This window comes from Melittangium boletus DSM 14713 (genome assembly GCF_002305855.1).
Taxonomy (GTDB): Bacteria; Myxococcota; Myxococcia; order Myxococcales; family Myxococcaceae; genus Cystobacter; species Cystobacter boletus.
On the sequence record NZ_CP022163.1, the window covers coordinates 1,009,027 to 1,032,135 of the forward strand.

The following is a 23,109-nucleotide window of genomic DNA, read 5'->3' on the forward strand; positions in this document are numbered from 1 at the left end:
GTCAGCGGCTCTCCTTGGCCTGAGGCCCCTTGCGCACGCCCAGCTCGCGCAACAGGGCATCCGCGTCCTCGACCTGATCCAACAACCACAGCACGTAGCGCACGTCCACGTTCACGTTGCGCGCCACGTCCGGGTTGTAGCCGAAGTCATTGGCCACGTTCTCCCAGACCCGATCGAAGTTGACGCCCACGAGCTGGCCCTTGCCGTTGACCGTGGGGCTGCCCGAGTTGCCGCCCGTGGTGTCCGCGTCCGACAGGAAGTTCACCGGCACGTCCTTGAGCCGCGCGTCCTTCCACGCGCCGAAGCGCTGGGCCTCGGCCGCGCGGAGCACCTTCTCCGGCACGTCGTAGGGCGTCGCGCCCGTGTTCTTCTCCAGCACGCCCGCGAGGGTCGTCTGCGGCGTATAGAGGATGCCGTCGCGCGGCGCGTACCCCTTCACCTTGGCGAAGGTCACCCGCAGCGAGCCGTTGGCATCCGGCGCCACCGGCTTGCCCGCGTGCGCGAGGAACGCCCGGCGCCACTCGGGCCGCAGCCGGAGGTTCGCGCCCGAGCGCCGATCCCGCGCCTCCTTGAGCACCGCTATTTCGGCCGCCAGCGCGAAGCCCAGATCCAGCAGGGGATCCTGGCGCGCGCGCAGCTGAGCTTCCGTCTCTCCCGCCATCTTCTGCCGCTCGGCCAGGTCCAGCACCTTCGTGCCAGCGTAGAGCGCCTCGATCTTCGCGGCCGTCTCCTTCTCCGAGTACACCGGACCGAAGTACCGGTCGATCGCCGTGATGCGCTCGCCCTCGCCGAGCGCCTGGGCGCGCCGCACCAGCGAGAGCAGGACCTGCTTGTCCGCGGGGGCGAAGAAGTTCTTCTGCTCGCGCTCCAGCCAGTCCTTGAGCCGGGGCAGCTCGCGGTCCATGAACTCGGGCTCGCGCTCGAGATCCGGCTTCACGCGCTCCCGGGACAGGCGCGCCAGGCGCGTCGACAGGGCCGTGCTCTTGGCCGAGAAGGCCAGCGTGTCGAGCAACAGGTCATGCTCGAAGCTCTTCGCGCCCTCCTCCCGGAGCGCCAGCAGCCCCGTGCGGGCCTCGAGCGCTCCCGCGAAGGCCGGGCGCGTGCGAGCCCAGGCCACCACCGCCTCCTCGGCCGCGCGCTGCTTGTCCACGATGTGGCCCCGCTTGAGCCCCGCGATCTGCCCCCCCGCGTTCTTGTGGCGGTTGTGCAGGCCCTTGAGGTTCGAGGCCACGGCGATCTTCCCCGCCGGATCCTTCTCCCCCGCCGCCTCCAGGATGCGGATGATCTCCCCGTACACGTCGATAACCCGGGGGTAGTAGCGCGCCTGGCGTTCGGCCATCTCGTCGGCGAGCAGGGCGCGGAAGGTGGTACCGGGGTAGCCCAGCACCATCACGAAGTCGTCGGGCTTCACGCCCTGGGTGGCCAGCGGGAAGAAGAACTCCGCCTTGTAGGGCACGTTCTGGGCGTTGTAGGGCGCGGCCGAGCCATCCGGCGCCACGTAGGCGCGCAGGATGGCGAAGTCGCCGGTGTGGCGCGGCCACATCCAGTTGTCGACCTCCCCGCCGTACTCGCCCACCGAGCGCGGCGGCGCGTACACCAGCCGCGAGTCCGTGAGCTCCACCGAGTCGATCAGCGTGAAGCGCAGGCCGCCCTCGAAGCGCGACACGATGCAGCGCGTGGCCGGACGCTTCTCGCACTCGGCGATGAGCTCCTTCTCCTTGCGCTCCAGCGCCTTGTGGCGCGCGAGGTCATCCGCCCCGGCGGGCACCGCCGCCAGCATCTGCCCGGTCACGTCCGTGAAGGCGCGCGGCACCTGGATGCGAGCCCCCTTGCCCGGCAGCTCCTCCTCGCGGCTCCTGGCCAGGAAGCCCTGGGAGATGAGGTCGCGCTCGGGGGTGCTGTGCTCCTGGATGATGGGGAAGGCGCAGTGGTGGTTGGTGATGACCAGGCCCAGCTCGGAGATGAATGCCCCCGAGCATCCGCCCACGTTCACCGTGCCCGCGAGCAGGCCCGTGCCCCGCTTGGGATCCCACAACCGCTGGGGCGGCACCTGGAGGCCTTGTTTCTTGAGTTCCGCCGGATTGAGTTCGAGGACCTGTTGGGGGGTCCACTTCCCCTCTCCGGCCAGGGCCGGAGCACTCACGAGGGACAGGAACAGGAGGGCCTTCTTCATGACCCACCTCCCTATCGCTTCCTCCGCCCGCTGGCGACCGTTAGTCGACGAGCGACTGGTAGACGAGCTGGCGCAGTTGCGTGCGCAGGGGGTAGGCGCTCGAGGGCATCAGCTGCGTCATGAAGACCACGGAGAGCTGTTCGGCCGGGTCCACCCAGAAGGCGGTGCTCGCCATGCCTCCCCAGTGGTACTCGCCCACGCTCGTCAGCGTCCGGTAGGCCACCGGATCCGTCACCACCCCGAAGCCAAGTCCGAATCCGACGCCGTCGAAGCGCGTCTCGGCGAACAGCGGCCGGCCAAAGGAGGCGAGGTCCGCCCCACCGGGCAGGTGGTTGACGGTCATGTAGTCAAGGGTCCGAGGCGACAGCAGCCGCGCGCCCTCGAACTCGCCCCCGTTCAGGAGCATCCAGGTGAAGCGCGTGTAGTCGCGCGTCGACGACACGAGGCCGCCACCGCCCGACAGCCAGGAGGGAGGCCGCTTCACGGCGTTGCCGACCGAGTCGATGCGCACGGGCCGGGAGGCGTGGGGGGCCGCCGAATACAGCGCGGCCAGACGGCCCTGCTTGGGCTCGGGGCACCAGAAGCCGGTGTCCGTCATCCCGAGCGGGCCGAAGACGCGCTCGGTGAAGAACGTCTCGAGCGACTGCCCGGACACCACCTCGATCAAGCGTCCGAGCACGTCCGTCGCCACCGAGTAGTTCCACTCGGCGCCGGGTTGGAACGACAGCGGAATCTCCGCCCAGGCGCGCACACACCCGGCGAGGTCCATGCCCGGGGGCGCGCCGAGATCGAAGCCACGCAGCCGGTGGATTTCGTCGGTGACGTGCACCTTGTGGAAGCCGTAGGTGAACCCCGCGGTGTGCGTGAGCAGGTGCCACACCCGGATGGGCTCCGTCGCGGGCACGGTCACGGGCTTGGCCGCCGGGCCTCCGACATAGACGCGGGGAGCGGCGAGCTCGGGCAGCCACTTGCTCACGGGATCCGTGAGCTCGAAGGCGCCCTCCTCCCACAGCATCATGGCGGCGATGGCGGTGACGGGCTTGGTCATCGAGTAGATGCGCCAGAGGGTGTCCGTCTCGACCGGGCGGCCCGCCTCCAGGTCGGCGTGCCCGAGGGAGGAGAGGTGCGCGACCTTGCCCTGGCGCGACACCATCACCTGACAGCCCGCGAGCTTGCCCTCGTCGACGTAGCGGCGCAGGTGGGCGTCGATGCGCCGCAACCGCCGCGCGTCCAGGCCGACCGCCGCCGGGTCGACATCGATGTTGAAATCCGCCATGCGTGAGGTCTCCGAGGGTGCGAGGGCGGAGCGGTTCTATCAAACCCGCCCCGTCCTACCGGCGCGGCCTCGTGCGATAGGCCACGAAGGAGGCCACGTCGCCGAAGCCGAAGTAGGGATTTTTCTGGCGCACATCACCCATGGCCGCCACCGGCACGTTCGCGTAGTCATGCCCGGGCAGCAGCAAGGTGCTGTCCGGCACCTTGCCCAGCACCTGGGACAGCGAGCGGTACATGGCCTCGGGGTCTCCGCCATTCAGGTCGCAGCGGCCGCAGCCGTTGATGAAGACGGTGTCTCCGGACACGAGCGCGTCCTGGGCCAGCAGGCACTGCGAGCCCGGCGTGTGCCCCGGGGTGTGCAGGGCCTGGAAGGCGCGTCCCCCCACCGTGACTTCGGCGCCGGGATCCAACGCGCGCAGGGCGCCCGGAACAAGGCCGCGCAGGTTGGCGGAGAAGTCCACCTCCTCGCGCTGGGCGTACACCGGCACGTCGTGGCGTGACAGGAGCTCCGGCAGGCCATTGGTGTGGTCGCCATGGCAGTGAGACACGAAGGCGCCCACTAGGCGCTTGCCATCCTCCAGCAGGGCCCTCTCGATGGCGGGCACGTCCCACGCCGCGTCCACCACCAGGACCTCCTGGGAGTCCCGGGGTCCCACGAGGTACACGAAGTTGTCCATCGTCCCCAGCTTCAACTGGCGCACGTACAGCGCATCCATCGGCATCCTCCGGGTGAAAATCCCCCTCCGATAACAGGGCCGCACTCTACGCCAGAGCCCCGGAACGAAGGCCGCCCTTGAGACGGAGCACACCTTCGCAGTTGAATGGAATACCCCCGAACCCCCACCCCCGAGGAGGTCTTCCCTTGAGACGACTGCTGCTCCCCCTGGCCCTCGTCCTGCTGTCCTCGGGCACCGAGGCCAAGGATCGCGCCACCTTCCGCTATACCCCCCCCCAGGACGAGGAGCGTCCCGTGGTGGTGGAGGCCATGGTGGGGCCCCAGGGCAGCGACTTCGCGTTGAGGCTGCGCTTCAGCAAGCCCCCCTTCGGGCAGGAGTGCGGCATGCGGTGCGCCAACGCCACCCTGCTGCTCGACACGGACGCCAGCACCCAATCAGGCTTGAAGCTCGCGGGCCCGCAGGCCGAGAACGGCGCGGACCTGGCCATCATCGTCCAGGGCACGCGGGACCTGGCCAGTGACGCCTCGGACACCTACCTGCGCGTGAAGGTGCGGCGGCTCACCGGCGAGTCGCAGAACCTGGATGACGGGGACCTCGTCGCCGAGTTGGATCACCGCAAGGATCCGGACCGCATCCACGTCGAGGGCAACACCGTCTTCCTGCTCATCGACGCGGGCAACACCCTGCCCTCGGGCCGCAAGGTGCGCGTCGTCTACCACCCGGTGGGCACCAAGGCCATCCAGGCCCAGATTCCCGGCATGCTCAGCGGCAGCGCGAGCAACGGCAAGGTGATGATCTTCCGCAAGGGCAATTGGGGACAGGCCCAGCAGGGCGGGCGCCGCCTGGGCTCCGAGTCCCGCTAGGCCGCTCCCTCATCGGCCACACGAGGTCCTGGCGAGCGAACGGACCCGGCGGGTCATGTCAGCCCGCCGTGCAATACCCGCCCATGGCCGTCGGATCCCCGTTCCTCCATCCGCGCGTCCCGTTCCCCGTCCAGCCAGGCGAGCCCATCGCCTCCACCCCCGAGGCTCCAAGGGGTTGGATTTCATGGCCCCCGGGACTGAACGCGCGTATAGCACCTGAGCCCGCGAGGCTTCGCAACCCCTCCACTTCGTTCCTTTGCAGGGTGGGCCGTGGTAGTCCCGCCGGCTCATTCTCTTTCGTCCCGGAGCCCGGACTGCGCGTGACGCGCCCCGCGTTCCAAAGGGATACCACTCGTCCTGGCCTGAACACATGAGCACGCTCGCACAAGCGGAGAACAAGTCGCGCAAGAAGCAGGGAGCCTCCGGAGGCGGAGGAGATGGAGGCGGCGCGGCCGCCGGAGGAGGAGGAGGCGGCGGCTCCATGCCCGCCGCGCTCGCCGAGGAGGCACGCCGCCGCTACCTCAACTACGCCCTGTCGGTCATCACCTCACGCGCCCTGCCGGACGTGCGCGACGGCCTCAAGCCCGTGCAGCGCCGCATCCTGTTCGGCATGTGGAACGACCTGAACCTCTCGCACGACGCCAAGTACAAGAAGTGCGCGCAGGTCGTGGGCGCCATCATGGGCCCCTACCACCCCCACGGTGACGCCTCCATCTACGAGGCCCTCGTGCGCATGGCGCAGGACTTCTCCCTGCGCTACCCGCTCGTGGACGGCCACGGCAACTTCGGCTCGCTGGACGGAGACTCCGCCGCCGCCTACCGCTACACCGAGTGCCGCCTGGAGCGCCTGGCCGGGGAGTTGCTCGACGAGCTGAGCCAGAAGACGGTCGACTTCCGGCCCAACTACGACGGCACCCGCACCGAGCCCATCGTGCTGCCGGCGCGCGTGCCCCACCTGCTGATGAATGGCACCACGGGCATCGCCGTGGGCATGGCCACCAACATCCCGCCCCATCACCTGGGCGAGCTGTGCGACGCGCTCATCGCGCTCGTGGATGACCCCACCCTCACCACCAAGCAGCTGCTCAAGTGGGTCAAGGGCCCGGACTTCCCCACCGGCGGGGAAATCCTCAACGATCAAAAGGAGCTGCAGGACATCTACGAGACGGGCCAGGGCAGCGTCCGGCTGCGCGGCGAGTACGAGCTGGAGGACCTCAAGCGCGGGGGCCAGCAGATCATCGTCACCTCCATTCCCTACACGGTGAACAAGTCCACCCTGGTGGCGAAGATTGGAGAGATCGTCCGCGAGCGCAAGCTGCCGCTCGTGGTGGACGTGCGCGACGAGTCCACCAAGGAAGTGCGCATCGTCCTGGAGCTCAAGAAGGAAGCCAGCCCCGAGCTGGTGATGGCCTACATCTACAAGAACACCCCGCTGCAGACGAACTTCAACGTCAACCTCACCTGCCTCGTGCCCAACCCGGAGAACCCGGACGTGGGCACGCCCCGGCGGCTGGGGCTCAAGGAGATCCTCCAGTACTTCCTGCAGTTCCGCATGGAAGTGACGCGGCGGCGGCTGCAGTACCAGCTCGACGAGCTCAAGAAGCGCGTGCACCTGCTCGAGGGCTTCGAGAAGGTCTACGACGCCCTGGACGAGATGATCCGCATCATCCGCCAGTCCGAGGGCAAGCAGGACGCGGCCAAGAAGCTCATCGCGCGCTTCAAGCTGGACGAGGCGCAGACGGACGCCATCCTGGAGATGAAGCTCTACAAGCTCGCGCGCCTGGAGATCCTCGTGGTGCAGAACGAGCTCAAGGAGAAGCGCGCGCAGATCAAGGGCCTGGAGGCGCTGCTCAAGAGCGAGACGCGCCTGTGGGGGACCATCAAGACGGAGCTCGGGGAGCTCAAGGCCCAGTACGCCACGGGCAAGCGCCGCACCAAGGTGAGCCGCAGCGGCGCCGAGGAGATGGTCTTCGACGCCGAGGCGCTCATCGCCGACGAGGACGCCCACGTGGTCATCACCCGGGATGGGTGGATCAAGCGTCTGCGCGAGGTGAAGGATCCCTCCTCCACGCGCCTGCGCGAGGGGGACGCGGTGATGGCGGTGGTGGCCGGCAGCCTCAAGGCCAACCTGGTGCTCTTCAGCAACTTCGGCACCGCCTACGTCACGCGCTTCAACGACGTGCCGGCCTCCACGGGCTACGGAGACCCGGTGCAGAAGCTGTTCAAGTTCGACGACGGCGAGCGCGTGGTGTCCGCCGTGTCGCTCGACGCGCGCCTGTGGCGTCCGGAGAAGCTCCTGGCCGTCACCCGCCAGGGCCTGGGCCTGCGCTTCCCGCTCGCGCCCCACATGGAGGTCTCCACGCGCGCCGGCCGCCGCTACGCGAAGACGGGCGAGGGCGATGAGATCGTCGGCGTGCAGGCGGTGGAGGACAAGGATCTGGTGGGCGTGCTCACCGAGCGCACGAGCGTGCTCGTGTGCAAGGTGGCGGAGATCAACGAGCTGGCGGGCCCCGGCAAGGGCGTGAGCGTCATCAAGGTGGAGGCGGGAGACCGGGTGATGGACTTCCTGGTGTCGCCGCCGGGCAACAAGGAAGCGGGCCTCGCCTTCGAGACGCAGAAGGGCCGCTCGCTGGTGCTGCACCCGGGCAAGCAGGAAGTGACGGGCCGCGGCGGCAAGGGCCACGAGATGTCGCGCAAGGACACGGTCAAGGAGGTGCAGCGCGCGCCTCTGTTCATCCCCCTGCCCGAGCAGAAGTAAGGACTGAGACGAGCCATGGCGACGACCAAGAAGACGACCTATACGGGCGCGGACATCCAGGTCCTCGAGGGCCTGGAGCCGGTGCGCAAGCGCCCGGCGATGTACATCGGTGGCACCGACAGCACGGGCTACCACCACCTGTTGTGGGAAATCCTCGACAACTCGGTGGACGAGGTCATCAACGGCTATGCGTCCACCGTGGAGGTGACGCTGCACAAGGATGGCCGGAGCATCACCGTGGTGGACGACGGGCGCGGCATCCCCGTGGACATCATGCCCAAGCACAAGAAGCCCGCGGTGGAGGTCATCCTCACCACGCTGCACGCGGGCGGCAAGTTCGAGCAGGGCAACTACATCCACTCGGGCGGTCTGCACGGCGTGGGCAGCTCCGTGGTGAACGCGCTCGCGCGCAAGCTGGTGGTGGAGATCAAGCGCGACGGCAAGCGCCACGTGCAGACGTACAGCAAGGGCAAGCCCACGAGCGCCCTCAAGGTGGAGGGCACCGCGCGCGGCAGCGGCACCTCCACGACGTTCGAGCCGGATCCGGAGATCTTCGGCGAGAAGCTCAAGTTCGACGCGGCGCTCATCCGCGAGCGGCTCGAGGCCAAGAGCTACCTGCACAAGGGCATGGTGGTCATCTGGAAGGACGAGACGGCCAGCCCCCCGGTGAAGGAGGAGTTCAAGCACGACGGCGGCATCGCCGAGTACCTCACCAAGGTGGTGGCCGAGCGGGGCAAGCCCGTGGTGCCCTCCGGGAGCACGTCCCAGTTCTACCACTCGCGCGGAGACGGGGTGCGCCTGGAGGCGGCGCTCGTGTGGACGGAGGCCACGGACGAGCACATCCGCTCGTACGTCAACGGCATCCCCACGCCCCTGGGCGGCACGCACGAGGCGGGCCTGCGCGGCGCGGTGGTCAAGGCGGTGCGCAACTACATCGAGACGCACGGCCTCACCTTCAAGGGCGTCACGCTCACCGCCGAGGACATCCGCGAGGGCATGACGGTCATCCTCTCCACCTATGTGGTGGAGCCGCAGTTCCAGGGCCAGACGAAGGGGCGGCTCAACAACCCCGAGGTCTCCGCCCAGGTGGATGGCGTCATCCGCCCCGCGCTGGAGAAGTGGCTCAACGACAACAAGACCATCGCCGAGGCGGTGGTGGCGCGCATCGTGCTCGCCGCCCGGGCCCGCGAGGCGAGCCGCGCCGCGTCACAGGCCATCAGCCGCAAGACGGCCGTCAGCCACCGGCTCAACCTGCCGGGCAAGCTCGCGGACTGCTCCGCCACGGAGCCGGGCAACAGCGAGCTGTTCCTGGTGGAAGGTGACTCCGCAGGTGGGAGCGCCAAGCAGGGGCGGGATCGCAAGACGCAGGCCGTCCTGCCGCTGCGCGGCAAGGTGCTCAACTCCGAGCAGGCGTCCACCGACAAGGTGGTGGGCAACAAGGAGCTCACGGACATCGTGAGCGCCCTGGGCTGCGGCATCGGCAACGACTTCGACATCACCAAGCTGCGCTACGGCCGCGTCTTCCTGCTCATGGACGCCGACAGCGACGGGCACCACATCGCCACGCTGCTGCTCACCTTCTTCTACCGGCACCTGCGCCCGCTCATCGAGCAGGGGCACATCTACCTGGCCCAGCCGCCCCTGTTCCGGGTGGACATCGGCAAGGAGACGTACTGGGCGCTGGACGAGGCGCACCGCGATCGCATCATCCGCGAGAAGGCCAAGGGCAACGCCAAGCCCAACGTCATGCGCTTCAAGGGACTGGGCGAGATGACCCCGGACGAGCTCAAGGAAACCACGCTCGACCCGAAGCACCGCCAGAGCCTCCAGGTGACCATCGACAACCCGCTCCTGACCGATCAGGTCATCAACGACTTGATGGGCAAGGACGTGAGCGCGCGCTTCAAGTTCATCATGGAGAGCGCCACCGAGGTCGAGGAACTCGACGTGTAGGCGGGCCCCCGCCCCGCGTTCCGCGCGGGGCATGGTGCCAGGGCCCCCGGCTCGGCTAGCATCGCGCCCCGTGCGCTTGAAGACTCCCTTCACCCTTTCGCTCGCGCTGCTGGTGGGCGCGGCTTCCCCCGACACCGAGGCCGCCCCCCGCCGCGCCTCGACTCCCCCCGCGGCTCGCAACAAGCCGAAGAAGACGGCCGAGCCGGCTCCCCCCGTGGAGGAGGCCCCCGAGCCCGCGCCGCCGCCTCCGGCGCCGCCCCCGGAGCCCGTCGTCGCCGCCCCCGCCCCGGTGCTCCCGGCGACGCCCTGGGCGGGCAAGACGGTGGTGCTGGCGGTGCCCGCGACCCCGGCCGCCCGGGAGCACGCCTCGCGGCTGGAGACCCAGCTGCGCGAGGCGCTCGGTGCCCAGGCGGACCTCCAGCTGGTGAGCCCCGAGTGGCTCTTCCCCTCCCCGCCTCCCGAGTCCCTGCAGCCGGGAGACGCGCTCTTCAACGAGGGCAAGGAGCTCTACGACAACCTGGACCCCGAGGCGGCGTCGAAGAAGTTCATCGCCGCGGCGGCCTTCTACGAGCAGCACGCGGTGGACACGCGGCCCGAGCGGCTCGCGCGCGTCTACATCTTCCTGGGCGCCTCGCACCTGCTCAACGGGGACGCCGACAGCGCCAAGACGTCCTTCACCCGGGCCCAGCTCGCGGCCCCCACCGTGAAGCCCGACTCCGAGCTGTTCGGCCAGGACGTGCACGACGCCTTCGCCGCCGCCAGGAAGGCCCTGGCGGAGCAGCCCAAGGGCACGCTCGCGCTCGACTCCGAGCCCTCGGGCGCGCAGGTGACGCTGCGGGGCGAGCCCCTGGGCACCACGCCGCTCGCGGATCTCCAGCTGCCGCCCGGTCCGCACCAGCTGGCCTTCACCCTGCCCGGCCACGTGCCCCAGGGCGTCTTCCAGACGGTGACCGCCTCGCGGCGCGAGCAGGTGCGCCCCACGCTCGAGCCCCTGCCCGGGCTGGCCGAGGTGCGCACGCTCGCCGCCCAGGCATCCACCTCGCGCGCGCTCGAGGAGCCGGGGCCGCCCACCGAGGTGCGCACGCTCGGCGAGAAGCTGGGGGCGCGCTACGTGGTGCTCGCCGTGGTGGGCCGCGATGGCCGCGAGCCGGCCGCCACCGTGCTCCATGCCTGGGACGTGACGGGCAAGAACCGCCTGCGGGGCGTGAAGCTGGATGCCGGGGACGCGGAGGAGCGGCGCGAGGCGGTGCTCCAGGTGCACGACTTCGCCACGGGCAAGCTGGTGCCGGAGTCCCGCTTCCCCGTGGCGCTGACGACCGCGGTGAAGAAGCCCTGGTTCTGGGCCGCCGTCGGTGGCGTGGCCGTGGCCACCACCGCGGGCATCCTCCTGGCCACCCAGGGGCCGAGGCCGCTCGGGCCCCGGTTGGGAAACTTCGGCGCGGGTTGGTAGCGCTCCACTCTTCGAGGACCACGACATGAAAGCCCTTGCGCTCCTGCTCCTGCCCACCCTCGCGCTGGCCGCGCCGCCGCCCCCCCAGAAGACGGGCCCCCTGCGCATCGGCTCGCTCCTCGTGCCCATGGATCCCACGGCCGAGGCCAGCGGGCCCAAGATGGAGAACTACATGAACGAGGCCCTGGCCCAGTTCCAGGGCTACTCCGTGCGCAAGCCCGAGGAGCTGCTCGGCCTGCCCCGGGACTCGGAGGCCGAGGCCTCGCTCAAGCGGGGCCAACAGGGCTACCTGGAGAGCCTCGAGGCGTTCCAGAAGAAGGACTTCGAGGACGCCGAGCGCAAGCTGCGCGCCACCCTCAAGGAGCTGCGGCTGGCCCCCGCGGCGATGACGTCCTCGTGCAATCCCCTGTGCGACGCCACGGCGCTCTACGCCGCGGTGATGCACCAGCGCGGGGACGTGGAGGAGGCGAAGCTCGCGCTGTTGGACCTGATGGCGCTCAACCCCACCCACGAGCTGGACACCAAGCGCTACTCCCGCGAGTTCATCAACCTGCGGGTCCAGGTGGCCACGGGCCTCAACGCGGCGCTGCGCGGCGAGGCCATGGTGAAGTCGCGTCCCGCCGGGGCGCGCGTCTTCATCGACAACGAGTTCAAGGGCTACACGCCGATGACGGTCCCCACGCTCGCGGTGGGCAAGCACCTGCTGCGCCTGGAGCGTCCGGGCTTCCAGGTGGCCGGGCAACTGCTCGAGGTGAGCCCGGACGACATCGAGACGACCATCGCCCTGCAGCCCACGGAGAACTACAAGGGCTATGACGCCCGGCTGGACTCGGTGAGCAACGAGGTCCTCCGTCCGGACAAGAGCAGCAACAACCAGGCGGTGGCCTCGCTCGGCAAGGCGCTCGGGCTGGAGCGGGGGCTGGTGGGCACGCTGAGGGATCTCCCGGACTCCGGCACCACGGAGCTGGTGCTGGGCCTGTATGACATGGGCACGGGCAAGCGCCTGGGCGTCAAGCGCGTGATGCTGCAGGGCGACGAGTTCGGCCAGCTCAAGTCGGAACTCCACCGGCTCGTCAACCACCTGCTCAACGCCTCCGATGGCGGCGCGGAGAAGCGGGTGAAGTCCTCGGACCCCCTGGAGAACGCCCACGGCATGGACGAGTGGAACGCCGAGGATCAGGGCGGCAAGCGGCGCCAGCAGGAGAAGAAGAAGAACAAGGGCGATCCGTTGGAGGGAGTGAACGGTACCGAAGACTGGTGAACCGAGGCGCTTGTATGCCCGCCCGCGACGCCTAGAGTCCGCGGGCCATGCGCGCCCTTCCACTGCTCCTGCTGTGTCCCGGCCTCGTGCTCGCCCAGACGGGGCTCATCACCCAGCCCGCCGTGCCGCCCCGGGGGGTGACGCTGCCGCCCACGTCCGCCGCCCTGGTGGACGAGGCCACGGCGCTCTCGCTCAACCCCGCCAGCCTGCGCCTCGTCGGCCCCGGGCAGCTCTTCTACCTGCACGAGCGCAACCTCGTGCGCGATCAGGTGGGAGACGCGCTCTTCCTGGGGTCCTCCTTCGGAGGCGGCCTGGGCGCGGGCCTCGGCGTGGAGTGGCTTCGGGGCCAGGGGTTGCCCGACTACCGCAAGACGTCCTTCGGCCTGGCGATTGGCGCGGGGGCGCTGTCGCTCGGCGCGAGCTACCACGCCCTCTCCTCGGAGCACCGGGACATCGAGCGGCTGTCGGGCTTCGATCTGGGCCTCACGCTGCGCCCCGCGCGCTTCCTGTCGCTGGGCGCGGTGGTGAAGGACGTGAACGCCCCCACGAGCGGCGCCTTCTCCCTGCCCCGCGTCTACCAGGTGGCCCTGGGGCTGCGTCCCTTCGGCGAGCGCCTGACGCTGGGCGCCGACTACGCCGCCGCGCAGGGGGCCTGGGAGGCCGGACAGCTCACCTACACGCTGCGCGCCACGGTGCTGCCAGGGCTGGGGCTGGGGGCGGGCCTGTCGCACGGCTTCGGCACGGCGGGGCCTCCGCTGGCGTTGCAGGTGGCGGCCACCCTGGACGGCTCGCGCTTCGGCCTCACCTACGCGGCGGGAGGCGTCCGGGGGGGCGGCACGGATCACCTGCTGGCGGTGCGCCTGTCGGGTGAGCGCTACGCGGCGCCGCGCCTGGGCAGGGGGGCCCTGGCACTGGTGGACCTGGATGATCGGCTGGTGGCTCGCGGGGGCCTGCGCTCGGACCTGCTCGGCCTCACCGGGCCGGAGCCCTACCTGGAGCTGGTGCAGTGGTTGGACGAGGCCTCGCGGGACGAGCGGCTCAAGGGCGTGGTGCTCAAGCTGTCGGCGCTGCCCGGCGTGGATTGGGCCAAGGCGGACGAGCTGCACCACGCGGTGCTGCGGCTGCGCGCGGCGGGCAAGAAGGTGATGGCGGTGCTGCACCAGGTGGACGACCGGACCTACCTCGTGGCGTCGGCGGCGGACGAGGTGTACGCGCTGTCCGCCTCGTCCCTGCTCGTCAACGGGCTGTCGGCCCAGGTGCTGTACCTGGGGGGCACGATGGAGAAGCTGGGCGTGAGCTGGGACGTGGCCCGGGTGGGCGAGTACAAGACGGCCCCCGAGCAGCTCACCCGCCGCGACCTGAGCCCCGCCGAGCGCGAGACGCTCGAGGCCTTCCTGGACACGCAGACGGCCTACGACGTGGAGACGGTGACGAAGGCCCGCCGGATGACGCCCGAGCGGCTTCGGGAGGCGTGGAGCGCGGGCATCCTCACCGCCGCCCGGGCCCACGAGCTGGGCCTGGTGGACGGGGTGCTCCTGCCCGAGGACTTCGACGCGAAGCTGGAGGCCCTGGTGCCCGGGGCGCGCTATGACGGCGACTACTCGCCGCGCGACGAGCGGGACGCGCGCTGGAGCCCGCGGCGCCGCATCGCGGTGGTGCCCGTGATCGGCAACATCGTCGGAGGCAAGAGCCGCCGCTCGCCCCTGGGCGGGGACTTCGCCGTGGGCGCGGAGACGGTGATCCTCGCCCTGGAGCGGGCCCAGAGGGACCCGTCCGTGGTGGCCATCGTCCTCCGGGTGGACTCCCCTGGCGGCGAGGTGCTGGCGTCGGATCTGATGTACCGCGCCGTGCTGGAGGCCCGGAAGCACAAGCCCGTCGTCGCCTCCATGGGCGACGTGGCGGCCTCGGGCGGCTACTACGCCGCCATGGGAGCGCACGAGGTCTGGGCGTCGCCCACCACGCTGACGGGCAGCATCGGCGTCTTCTTCATCAAGCCCGCGCTGCGCGGCCTGCTGGGCGACAAGCTGGGCGTGAGCGAGGAGACGCTCGGCCGCGCGCCCATGCCCGACCTGGTGAACCTCTGGCGGCCCTGGACGGAGCCGGAGCGGAAGGCCATGCAGGGCTGGGTGGACGCGGCCTACGACGACTTCATCACCCAGGTGGCGCTGTCGCGGAAGCTGGACAAGGAGAAGGTGGACGCGGTCGCGCGAGGCCGGGTGTGGACGGGCACGGCGGCCCGGGAGCGCGGGTTGGTGGACGAGCTGGGAGGACTGGTGGAGGCGGTGGCGGCGGCGCGCAAGCGGGCCGGCGTGCCCGAGTGGGAGGAGTTGGACCTGAAGGTGATGGGCGAGGCGCGCGGATTCTTCTCGTCCCTGGGCGGCGAGCCCGGAGTGGATGCCGGGTCCAGCCCTACCCCCCTCCTCCCGCCCGCCCTCCAGGCCTTCGTGCGGGAGTCGGGCCTGGAGTCCGCCTGGATGCTGGAGCCGGGCCTCAAGGCGGCGCAGCCCTTCTCACTCCGCGTCCGATGAAGTCGAGCGGAAAACACCGAAAGACGAAATTCTCCCGGCTTCCGATCTGTCCTTTGATAATGTAGCCCCGCGCTTCCCCATCGGCCCTCAGGCCATCGGGACGCTCCAGGGGCCGGCGGTTCGGTCCTCGGAAGGCTCGTGCCATGCGCGCGAGGCCATTCCGAGCACCCCGCGGCAGACCCCTGTCCCACAGCCCGCAGAACCTCGCGCGCCCCGCCGGGGACTCCTCCTCGGAGGGGAGCGCCACAGCCCCCTTGTAGACCATGAGCGAAACCGACAACCGCGATCCCCGAGAGCTCCCCTCCCCCGCGGCCGCCCGCCCCGAGGCACCCGACCTGGACGAAGGCGACGACGAGGGCGATGACGGCCCCGATGAGGGCGAGGGCTCGGCCGCGCCGGGACAACCCGCGGGTGCCCAACCGGGCCCGGGTGGCCGCCGCCGCCGCCGCCGCCGCCGCCGTCGGGGTGCCCAGGTGCACTTCACCCCGGAGGGGCAGGCCTACCGCCTGGTCGCCGGTCCGGATGGCCAGCAGCAGCAGGTGTTTCTCACGCCGCAGGAATTGCAGCAGTACCAGCAGCGTCAGGCGCAACAGCAGCAGCAGCAACAGCCCGCCCCGGGCGGCGCCCCCCATGCCCCCCAGCACGCGCCGCACCCGCACGGGCACCATGGCGGCGGCCAGCAGCGGGCGCAGCACGTGGCGCCCCAACCCTCGCTCGCTCCCGTGGAGGGCGTGCTCGACACCGAGGCCAAGGGCCCCAATGCCTACCTGCGGCAGATCAAACGCAACCTCCTGCCCTCGCCCGACGACGCGGAGATCCCCAAGAACCTGGTGCAGAAGCTGCGCCTGCGCCCGGGCCAGTACCTGAACGCGTTCGCGCAGATGAAGGGCCAGAAGGGCCTCGTCCAGCGCGTGGAGCAGGTGGATGGCCGCCCGTTGGAGCAGATGAACCGCCTGCCCCATTTCGCGGACCTCACGTCCGTGGACCCGGTGGAGCGCATCAAGCTGGAGAACGGTCACCGGGAAATGGTGACGCGGGTGTTGGATCTCATCTCGCCCATCGGCAAGGGCCAGCGCGCGCTCATCGTCGCCCCGCCCAAGACGGGCAAGACGATCATGCTCCAGCGCATCGCCCAGGCGGTGGTGGCCAACCACCCGGAGATGCACCTCATGGTGCTGCTCATCGACGAGCGCCCCGAGGAAGTCACGGACATGCGCCGCAGCATCAAGGCGGAGGTGCTGGCGTCCAGCTCGGACCGGCCCACGGGCGATCACCTGAAGATCGCCGAGCTGGCGCTCGAGCGGGCGCGGCGTCTGGTGGAGAGCGGCAAGGACGTGATGATCCTCCTGGACTCCATCACGCGGCTGGCGCGCGCGTACAACAAGGAGCAGGACAACTCGGGCCGGACGCTGTCGGGCGGCGTGGACAGCCGCGCGCTCGAGCGCCCCAAGCGCATCTTCGGCGCGGCGCGCGCCACCGAGGAGGCCGGCAGCCTCACCATCATCGGCACGGCGCTCATCGACACCGGCAGCCGCATGGACGAGGTCATCTTCGAGGAGTTCAAGGGCACCGGTAACTCCGAGGTGACGTTGGACCGGTTCCTCTCGGAGAAGCGCATCTTCCCGGCCATCAACATCGGCCAGTCCGGCACGCGCAAGGAAGAGAAGCTCTTCACCCACAAGGAGTACGAGAAGGTGAAGAAGATGCGTCAGATGCTCTTCGCGGTGAAGCCGGTGGAGGCCATGGAAGCGCTCATCAAGCGCCTGAGCCGCTACACCTACAACGACGAGTTCCTCGAGGAGTTGTAACCGTCGGCCCTGGCGGGGGCGGGCCCTTTGTGTTGGGAGGGCTCCACCCCACCTGATGCGTCCAGGGAACGCGGTCATCCCACTGGTAGTCTTCGCCTCCATGGGAGGCAGGTGGGATGCACGACGGACGCGGTGAGCAGGACGGGGAGGAGTTGTGGGGGCCGGAGTTCGCTCCGGGCAGACAGGTGGCGGGCTTCACCTTGAGGGAGCGGCTGGACACCGGGGGCGCGAGCCGGGTGTACCTGGCCGAGCGCGGAGGCCGGCTCTTCGCCCTCAAGCTGGTGCCCATGGGGCAGTGGGGCGAGCGCGAAGTGGATGCGCTGCGCCGGGTGCGCGACGCCGCCGTGGTGGGCCTGCTCGGCTATGGCCAGTGGCCCGAGACCCGGCCGCGCTTCCTCGTCTTGGAGTTGGAGTGGGTGGAGGGTGTCCCCCTGGACGTCTGGGCGGGACGGGCGCCCCGTCACGCGCGCCAGTGGGTGGAGCAGGTGCTGCTGCCCCTGACGCGCGCCCTGGGGCAGGTCCACGCGGCGGGAGTCGTGCACCGCGACGTGAAGGAAGCCAACGTCGTCATGCGCCAGCACGACGGGCAACCGGTGCTGGTGGACTTCGGCTCGGCGGCGTACGAGGGCTCGCCCCGATTGACGAAGCGGCTGCCTCCGGGCACGCCCGAGTACCGCAGCCCCGAGATGCTGCGCTTCGCCAAGGAGTGGGAGGGCGAGCCCTATACCTCCCGGCCCTCGGACGACTGGTGGGCCCTGGGGGTCATGCTCTACATCCTGCTGACCCGCTCCCTGCCGTTTGGAGACCGGCACGGGCCGCTGGTGCGCAACATCCTCCAGCACACGCCCGAGCCGCCCCACGTGAAGAACCCACGGGTCCCCCAGGCGCTGGGCGAACTGTGTCTGCGCATGCTGGAGAAGGCGCCCGAGTCCCGCTACGCCGACGCCCCGGCGCTCGTCGAGGCCATGGAAGAAGCGCTCCGCGGGGCCGATGACACCTGGCTCGTGCCGCTCTTCGACGTGGAGCCCGAGCCCGAGCCCATGCCCGTGCGCGCCGAGCCCCAGGCGGCACCCCGCCGCGTGCCCCGGAAGCGCTGGCCCTGGCTCCTGGCGCTCGGTGGGGCGGCGGCCGTGTTGCTCCTGGCACCGGAGGCACACAGACCCTCCCGGGAAGAGGGGCCTCCTCCCCCACGTATCAGGTCACCCCCTCCTCCCCCCTCTCAGCAGGCTGGATTCCGTCAGGAAATAGCGCCCGTCACGCGGACGGCGGAAGTTGGCCCCGGCGCGGAACTTATGAAGTCACCCCTCCCCGTGCCCGTCGCCCAAGCGACGCACCGAGAGGAAAAGCCGATGCGCAAGCCCCACCCGGGCCGCACTCCCGTTGCCTCCACCGTGGTCACCGCCGCGGCGTGCTTGAGCGCCGCCTGCGCGACCGCCCCGCGCCCTCTTCCCCCTCCCGCCAACTGCCCACCGGGAAGCGAGGAGAGCGCCAAGCGCTTCGGGCTGCGCTTGTACAGGCCCTACCTGGGAGTCCTGGCCCCCCGGGACAGCCTGATCGGAACCAAGAACATGTACCGCATCACGGTGCGCGACGGCGCCCGCTCCACGCTCGAGACCTTGACGGAGTGGGCCCAGTTGCCGGACCGCTCCCTGTTCCAGGGGGAACTCTATTTCGCGCGGAATGGAGTGCATGGCCGCTATACCCGGCTCACCCTGCCCTCGGGGGAGTCCTTCCCCATCTGCGCCACCCTCTGGAAGCCCATCGAGACGCAGCCCGGCAGCACCTCCGAGAAGGCCATCATCAACCCCTTCACCTATTTGACCGTCGTGCCCGAGTTCCCATGACGCCCGCCGCCCTGCTCCTGCTGGCGCTGCGGCAAGGTGTTCTGTTGGCGAATCCACCCAGCGCGCCGACGTGCATGGAGCGCCAGCGCATCGAGCTGTCGCGGCCTCCCCCTCCGGGCGGACGGGAGATCTGCATCCGTCCGGGGGTCTTGACCGGCCTGCTCTTCGATGTGCCCGTGTCGGTGGATCTCCAGGACGAGGTGCGCTTCGAGGAGATTCTCCGGAGCGGCCGGGGCATCGGCGTCATTCCACCCCCCGACCTGATCCCCGGAGAACGGCTTCGGCTCACCGTGCGTTTCTCCTCGGAGCGGGAACCGTCGAGCGTCACGTTCCCGCTGGTCTTCCATCCCGGGGCGGTGACCCGGCAGGTGGACGTCTTCCATGATGACCGCTCCCGCGACGCGCTGGTCCGGGAGGTCGAGGAAGAGCACGCGAAGAACCAGCGGCTGCGGGAGGAAAACCAGTCCCTGCGCGAGCAGCTCCAACGGCCCCTGGGGCTGCGCCAGCTCATCCTGGGCGGCGCGCTCGACCCGAACGGCATCCAGGTCCGCGTCCTGCTCGCCCCCACCCATGAGCCGTTCGACGAACCCCTCTCCATCCTGAGCGGGGTGAGCTACCGCGCCGCCGACCAGGTGGCCGTGGATCTGGTCCTGCGGAACAATGGCACCGAGCGCTGGACGCTGTCGGCGGTGGCGCTGAGGGAAGACACGGGCGACCCCCTGAGGAACGTGGATTTCGTGCAACCGCCCCCCCTGGAGCCGCAAGGCATCCAGCACCTCTTCGTCGAGGGGACCCTGGCCCGGAACGCGTCCCTGGGCGCACTGAGCCTGAGCATCGAGGACGAGGAGGGACGCACCATCACCCTTCCCCCCATCCCGTTGCCGGGACGCGAGGACCATCTCGACGATCGCGTCCGGGCTCACTAGGGTGTGCGTCTCATGACCGCTCCACGCTCCCTGCATGCCCCCGACAAGCGCACCCCCGCCGTGGCCGAGGCCATGGCCCGTTTCCACCCGGACATCGTCGAGCAGGTGCGCACCACCGTCGAGCGCGAGCCCGTGGTGGTGGTGGGGATGGCGCAGAACCCCTTCGTGAAGAAGGCGCGCCAGGCGCTCACCGAGGCGGGCATCCCCTTCACCTACCTGGAGTACGGCAGCTACCTGAGCAAATGGAAGGAGCGGCTCGCCGTGAAGATGTGGAGCGGCTGGCCCACGTTCCCCCAGGTCTTCGTGCGCGGCGTGCTCGTGGGCGGCTTCAACGACATGCGCAAGGCGCTGGAGGACGGCTCCCTGCGCAAGCTGCTGGGCTGACGATCAGAAGACCATGACGAACCCACCCAACGGCCTGCCCCCCCTCTCCGGCTACACCCCCACGCCCGAGTCCTTGCGGGTCGCGGAAGAGCAGCTCGCCAAGGCCTCTCCGGAGGAGCTCTCCGCCGCCGCGCGCGCCTGGGTCGTGTACAGCCGTTCCGCGGGAGGGCGCTCGTCCATCACCGGCGCCGAGCTGCCCGGCTTCTACATGACGCCCACGCTCGTGCGCGCGGCCTGGCTCGCCGTCGTGCGCGACCTGCGCGGTCGCGCGCCGACGCCCCCGCCCGCGGAGTCCACGCCCAAGGGCACACCGGAGGTGAAGCCAGTGACGCGGCAACCCGCCGCCGAGGAGGGAGCGGCGCGTTCGCCGGGCGCGACCCTGCCGGAGCTGTGCCGGGGCGCGCGCGACCTCGCCGAGGCCGTGAGCCTCATGGGCTCCTCCGACACGGAAGCCGCGCGGACGGTGACGAAGCTGGTGAAGCTCCTGTCCAAACGCCTGCGCGCACGGATGAATCAGCTGTGATGGAGAGGGGGGGGTGCAGCTGCGCGCTCAGAGGGACTTGAACCCCCAACCCTTGGCTTCGAAGGCCAATGCTCTATCCAGTTGAGCTATGAGCGCACAAGGGGGGGATAAAGGTGGGCGGTCAACCGGGATCGAACCGGCAACCTCCGGAGTCACAGTCCGGCGCTCTAACCAGTTGAGCTATGACCGCCATCGCTGGCGACAACCACCATGAGACGGGCGGCTACCTATCGTGAAACCCGGGGCGCGGCAAGCCCTTTGTCACCAGGCCGCTTCCCCGCTCCGGGTCCGAGCGGCTTCCAGGAGCAGGCGGCGCTCGGCCGCGGCCACCACCCGCCGCGCCGCCCCCACCGAGCCCGGGTCCACCGAGATGGAGGTGATTCCCGCCCGCACCAGGTGCTCGGCGAACTCGGGCCGGTTCGAGGGGGCCTGGCCACACAGGGAGCACGTCACGCCCGCCTCCCGGCTGGCGTGGATGATGCGCACGATCGCATCCAGCACCGCCGCGTCCGACTCGTTGAACAGCTCCGCGCACATCTCCGAGTCCCGGTCCACCCCGAGCATGAGCTGGGTCAGGTCGTTCGAGCCGATCGACACCCCCGTCACGCCCAGCCGCGCGTACTCGGGGATGCGGTACACCACCGAGGGCACCTCCGCCATCACCCACCGCTCCAGCCCGCGCTGCCGCCCCAGGGGGCTGGCGTCCAGCAACTTCAAGCAGGCCTCCAGTTCCCAGAGCGTGCGCACGAAGGGAAGCATCACGTGCAGGTTGGGTGACTCCTCCCGCACCCGCGCGAGCGCCTCCAACTCCAGCTGGAACACCTCCGGCTCGCGCAGATAGCGGTAGCAGCCGCGGAAGCCGATCATCGGGTTGGCCTCGACCGGCTCGAACTCCGCGCCGCCCTCCAGTCCCCGGAACTCGTTGGAGCGGAAGTCCGTCGTCCGGTACACCACCGGCCGAGGATGGAACGCCTGGGCGATCTCCCGGAGCGGGCCCACCATCCGCTCCACGAACTCGCGCTGGCGCCCCTGGGCGATCAACCGGCGCGGGTGGACTCCGCCCAGTGCGTCGGTGAGCAGGAACTCCGCCCGCAGGAGCCCCACCCCATCCACCGGGAGCGCGGCCGCCTCGCGCGCCTGCCCCGGCAGGGCCAGGTTGACGTACAGCTTCGTCGCCAGGGGCTCGGGCTCGCGCGCCTCGACGACCCGTGGCGCCTCCACCGCCCGCCCCGCTTCCACCTGGGGCTCGGCCACCTCCTCCATCCGTCCCTCGAACACCTTCCCCGCGCGCCCATCCACCGTCACCTCTTCCCCATCGCGCAGCACCCGCGTGGCGTTGCGTGTCCCCACCACGCAGGGCAGGTGCAGCTCGCGGCTGACGATGGCCGCGTGGCTCGTCATGCCTCCGCTGTCGGTGATGATGGCCACGGCCCGGCGCATGGTGGCCACCCAATCGGGCGACGTCATGGGGGCGACGAGCACCTCGCCCTTCTGCAACTTCCCGCCTTCCTCGGGGCCATGAAGCACCCGCGCCCGACCGGAGACGCGGCCCGGAGAGGCCCCCAATCCCGTCACGAGCGCCGGCCTCCAGGCCTCCCGCTCCGGCGCTGGCGCGACCCGGCCCAGCGTGGTGATGGGCCGCGACTGCACCACGAACAACCGCCCTCCCCGCTCGGCCCACTCGATGTCCTGGGGCGAGCCATAGTGCGCCTCCACCCGCGCGCCCAACCGCGCCAGCGTCAACACCACCTCGTCCGCCAGCACCCGCTTGCGCGCCCGCTCCTCGCTCAGCTCCACGCGCCGGTTTCCTCCCTCGGGCGCGCGCTCCAGCAGGAAGTCCTTGTGCCCCACCCTCACCTCGCGCAGTCGCGGGCCCTTCTTGTCCAGCGTGTACGTGTCCGGCTCCACCTGCCCGCCCACCACCACCTCGCCCAGCCCCCAGGCGGCCTCGATGACGAAGCGCTGGGTATCCCCCGTGGCGGGGTCCGCGGTGAACATCACCCCCGAGCGCGCCGAATCCACCATCTCCTGCACCACCACCGCCAGGGAGGGCAGCTCGGTGAGGCCCTGGCTCTTGCGGTAGGCCACCACCCGCTGAGCGAACGCCGAGGCCCAGCACTCACGCAGCCGCGCCAACACGGCCTCGTCGCCCACCACGTGGGTATAGGACTCGTGCATTCCCGCGAACGAGGTGGAGGACGTGTCCTCGTCCGTCGCCGAGGAGCGTACCGCCACCGCCTGCTCACGGCCCAACTGGTGGTAGGCGTCGAGCACGGCCGCCTGCAACGCGGCCGGCAACTCCACCTGAAGCACCATCTCGCGCAGCTCGGTCGAGCGCTCCGCCAGCGACTCCAGGTCCTCCACGTCGAGGCTCCGCCACAGCTCTCCCAGCCGCGAGCCAACGGGCCGCAGCGCCTCCTGGAAGGCCTCCGCCGTCACCACGAAGCCCCGGGGGACCGGCAGCCCCGCCTGCGTCATCTCGCCGAGGTTGGCGCCCTTGCCCCCCGCGAGCGCCACGTCCTCGCGCGAGAGCGAATCGAACCACACCACCCATGGCCGCTGCTGCTCACCCGAGCGCTCCCCTCGCGAGTCTCGCAACGGCGCCTGCCCCGTCTCCATGGTCGTTCTCCACTGTCGCGTCCGTGTGCACTACCCATGTGCACCGACCTGCCCAAGGGCACGGAGC

General features: G+C 70.3%; 15 protein-coding genes and 2 tRNA genes. 11 read left to right on the forward strand and 6 right to left on the reverse strand.

The features are described from left to right. Position 1: 1 nt before the first annotated feature. From MEBOL_RS04170 to MEBOL_RS04180, 3 genes are read right to left on the reverse strand one after another with little or no spacing between them, the layout of a single operon-like run. Entirely contained in the window at positions 2 to 2,173 is a 2,172-nt protein-coding gene (locus tag MEBOL_RS04170) for a S46 family peptidase (RefSeq protein ID WP_095976192.1), read from the reverse strand. A 40-nt stretch (positions 2,174 to 2,213) separates the two neighbouring features. After that, positions 2,214 to 3,449: a serine hydrolase domain-containing protein gene (locus MEBOL_RS04175; protein ID WP_095976193.1), complete on the reverse strand. Its 1,236-nt coding sequence runs from the start codon at positions 3,447 to 3,449 to the stop codon at positions 2,214 to 2,216. A 55-nt stretch (positions 3,450 to 3,504) separates the two neighbouring features. Further along, on the reverse strand, positions 3,505 to 4,164 hold the full coding sequence (locus MEBOL_RS04180; RefSeq protein WP_179956376.1) for an MBL fold metallo-hydrolase: 660 nt from the start codon (positions 4,162 to 4,164) through the stop codon (positions 3,505 to 3,507). Positions 4,165 to 4,310: 146 nt separating this feature from the next. Here MEBOL_RS04180 and MEBOL_RS04185 point away from each other — a divergent pair, with 146 nt between their 5' ends. From MEBOL_RS04185 to MEBOL_RS04235, 11 genes are all read left to right on the forward strand, one after another. Further along, on the forward strand, positions 4,311 to 4,988 hold the full coding sequence (locus tag MEBOL_RS04185; RefSeq protein WP_342747739.1) for a hypothetical protein: 678 nt from the start codon (positions 4,311 to 4,313) through the stop codon (positions 4,986 to 4,988). Positions 4,989 to 5,358: 370 nt separating this feature from the next. Further along, positions 5,359 to 7,746, forward strand: coding sequence for a DNA gyrase/topoisomerase IV subunit A (locus MEBOL_RS04190; protein WP_095976195.1), 2,388 nt, complete (start codon positions 5,359 to 5,361; stop codon positions 7,744 to 7,746). Between the two features lie 15 nt (positions 7,747 to 7,761). Continuing rightward, on the forward strand, positions 7,762 to 9,699 hold the full coding sequence (locus MEBOL_RS04195; RefSeq protein WP_095976196.1) for a DNA gyrase/topoisomerase IV subunit B: 1,938 nt from the start codon (positions 7,762 to 7,764) through the stop codon (positions 9,697 to 9,699). Positions 9,700 to 9,769: 70 nt separating this feature from the next. Continuing rightward, on the forward strand, positions 9,770 to 11,149 hold the full coding sequence (locus MEBOL_RS04200) for a PEGA domain-containing protein (RefSeq protein WP_095976197.1): 1,380 nt from the start codon (positions 9,770 to 9,772) through the stop codon (positions 11,147 to 11,149). Positions 11,150 to 11,174: 25 nt separating this feature from the next. Next, positions 11,175 to 12,410, forward strand: coding sequence for a PEGA domain-containing protein (locus tag MEBOL_RS04205; protein WP_095976198.1), 1,236 nt, complete (start codon positions 11,175 to 11,177; stop codon positions 12,408 to 12,410). A gap of 47 nt (positions 12,411 to 12,457) precedes the next feature. After that, the gene (gene sppA / locus MEBOL_RS04210; protein WP_095976199.1) at positions 12,458 to 14,938 is read left to right on the forward strand and encodes a signal peptide peptidase SppA; all 2,481 of its coding nucleotides are present in this window, start codon (positions 12,458 to 12,460) and stop codon (positions 14,936 to 14,938) included. Positions 14,939 to 15,201: 263 nt separating this feature from the next. Then, positions 15,202 to 16,746: a transcription termination factor Rho gene (rho, locus tag MEBOL_RS04215; protein WP_095976200.1), complete on the forward strand. Its 1,545-nt coding sequence runs from the start codon at positions 15,202 to 15,204 to the stop codon at positions 16,744 to 16,746. A gap of 116 nt (positions 16,747 to 16,862) precedes the next feature. Then, on the forward strand, positions 16,863 to 18,590 hold the full coding sequence (locus tag MEBOL_RS04220; RefSeq protein ID WP_095976201.1) for a serine/threonine protein kinase: 1,728 nt from the start codon (positions 16,863 to 16,865) through the stop codon (positions 18,588 to 18,590). Continuing rightward, entirely contained in the window at positions 18,587 to 19,516 is a 930-nt protein-coding gene (locus MEBOL_RS04225; protein ID WP_095976202.1) for a DUF2381 family protein, read from the forward strand. Before MEBOL_RS04220 ends, MEBOL_RS04225 begins: the two co-directional genes overlap by 4 nt. Before the next feature lie 12 nt (positions 19,517 to 19,528). After that, positions 19,529 to 19,900, forward strand: coding sequence for a glutaredoxin domain-containing protein (locus MEBOL_RS04230; protein ID WP_095976203.1), 372 nt, complete (start codon positions 19,529 to 19,531; stop codon positions 19,898 to 19,900). A 13-nt stretch (positions 19,901 to 19,913) separates the two neighbouring features. Continuing rightward, positions 19,914 to 20,423 (forward strand): hypothetical protein, encoded by a 510-nt coding sequence (locus MEBOL_RS04235; RefSeq protein ID WP_095976204.1) that lies wholly within the window; start codon positions 19,914 to 19,916, stop codon positions 20,421 to 20,423. Between the two features lie 22 nt (positions 20,424 to 20,445). Here the strand turns inward: MEBOL_RS04235 and MEBOL_RS04240 are convergent. From MEBOL_RS04240 to ppsA, 3 genes are all read right to left on the reverse strand, one after another. Beyond that, positions 20,446 to 20,519, reverse strand: a tRNA-Arg gene (locus MEBOL_RS04240). 20 nt (positions 20,520 to 20,539) lie between these two features. After that, positions 20,540 to 20,613, reverse strand: a tRNA-His gene (locus tag MEBOL_RS04245). 71 nt (positions 20,614 to 20,684) lie between these two features. Beyond that, complete coding sequence (gene ppsA / locus MEBOL_RS04250; RefSeq protein WP_095976205.1) at positions 20,685 to 23,042, reverse strand: phosphoenolpyruvate synthase; 2,358 nt, start codon at positions 23,040 to 23,042, stop codon at positions 20,685 to 20,687. Positions 23,043 to 23,109 lie beyond the last annotated feature (67 nt).

Bases quoted from the DNA above. Each gene is read 5' to 3' on its own strand.
- MEBOL_RS04170 (WP_095976192.1), bottom strand. From the start codon at position 2,173: ATGAAGAAGGCCCTCCTGTTCCTGTCCCTCGTGAGTGCTCCGGCCCTG.
- MEBOL_RS04175 (WP_095976193.1), bottom strand. From the start codon at position 3,449: ATGGCGGATTTCAACATCGATGTCGACCCGGCGGCGGTCGGCCTGGAC.
- MEBOL_RS04180 (WP_179956376.1), bottom strand. From the start codon at position 4,164: ATGGATGCGCTGTACGTGCGCCAGTTGAAGCTGGGGACGATGGACAAC.
- MEBOL_RS04190 (WP_095976195.1), top strand. From the start codon at position 5,359: ATGAGCACGCTCGCACAAGCGGAGAACAAGTCGCGCAAGAAGCAGGGA.
- MEBOL_RS04195 (WP_095976196.1), top strand. From the start codon at position 7,762: ATGGCGACGACCAAGAAGACGACCTATACGGGCGCGGACATCCAGGTC.
- MEBOL_RS04205 (WP_095976198.1), top strand. From the start codon at position 11,175: ATGAAAGCCCTTGCGCTCCTGCTCCTGCCCACCCTCGCGCTGGCCGCG.
- sppA (WP_095976199.1), top strand. From the start codon at position 12,458: ATGCGCGCCCTTCCACTGCTCCTGCTGTGTCCCGGCCTCGTGCTCGCC.
- rho (WP_095976200.1), top strand. From the start codon at position 15,202: ATGAGCGAAACCGACAACCGCGATCCCCGAGAGCTCCCCTCCCCCGCG.
- MEBOL_RS04220 (WP_095976201.1), top strand. From the start codon at position 16,863: ATGCACGACGGACGCGGTGAGCAGGACGGGGAGGAGTTGTGGGGGCCG.
- MEBOL_RS04225 (WP_095976202.1), top strand. From the start codon at position 18,587: ATGACGCCCGCCGCCCTGCTCCTGCTGGCGCTGCGGCAAGGTGTTCTG.
- MEBOL_RS04230 (WP_095976203.1), top strand. From the start codon at position 19,529: ATGACCGCTCCACGCTCCCTGCATGCCCCCGACAAGCGCACCCCCGCC.
- MEBOL_RS04235 (WP_095976204.1), top strand. From the start codon at position 19,914: ATGACGAACCCACCCAACGGCCTGCCCCCCCTCTCCGGCTACACCCCC.
- ppsA (WP_095976205.1), bottom strand. From the start codon at position 23,042: ATGGAGACGGGGCAGGCGCCGTTGCGAGACTCGCGAGGGGAGCGCTCG.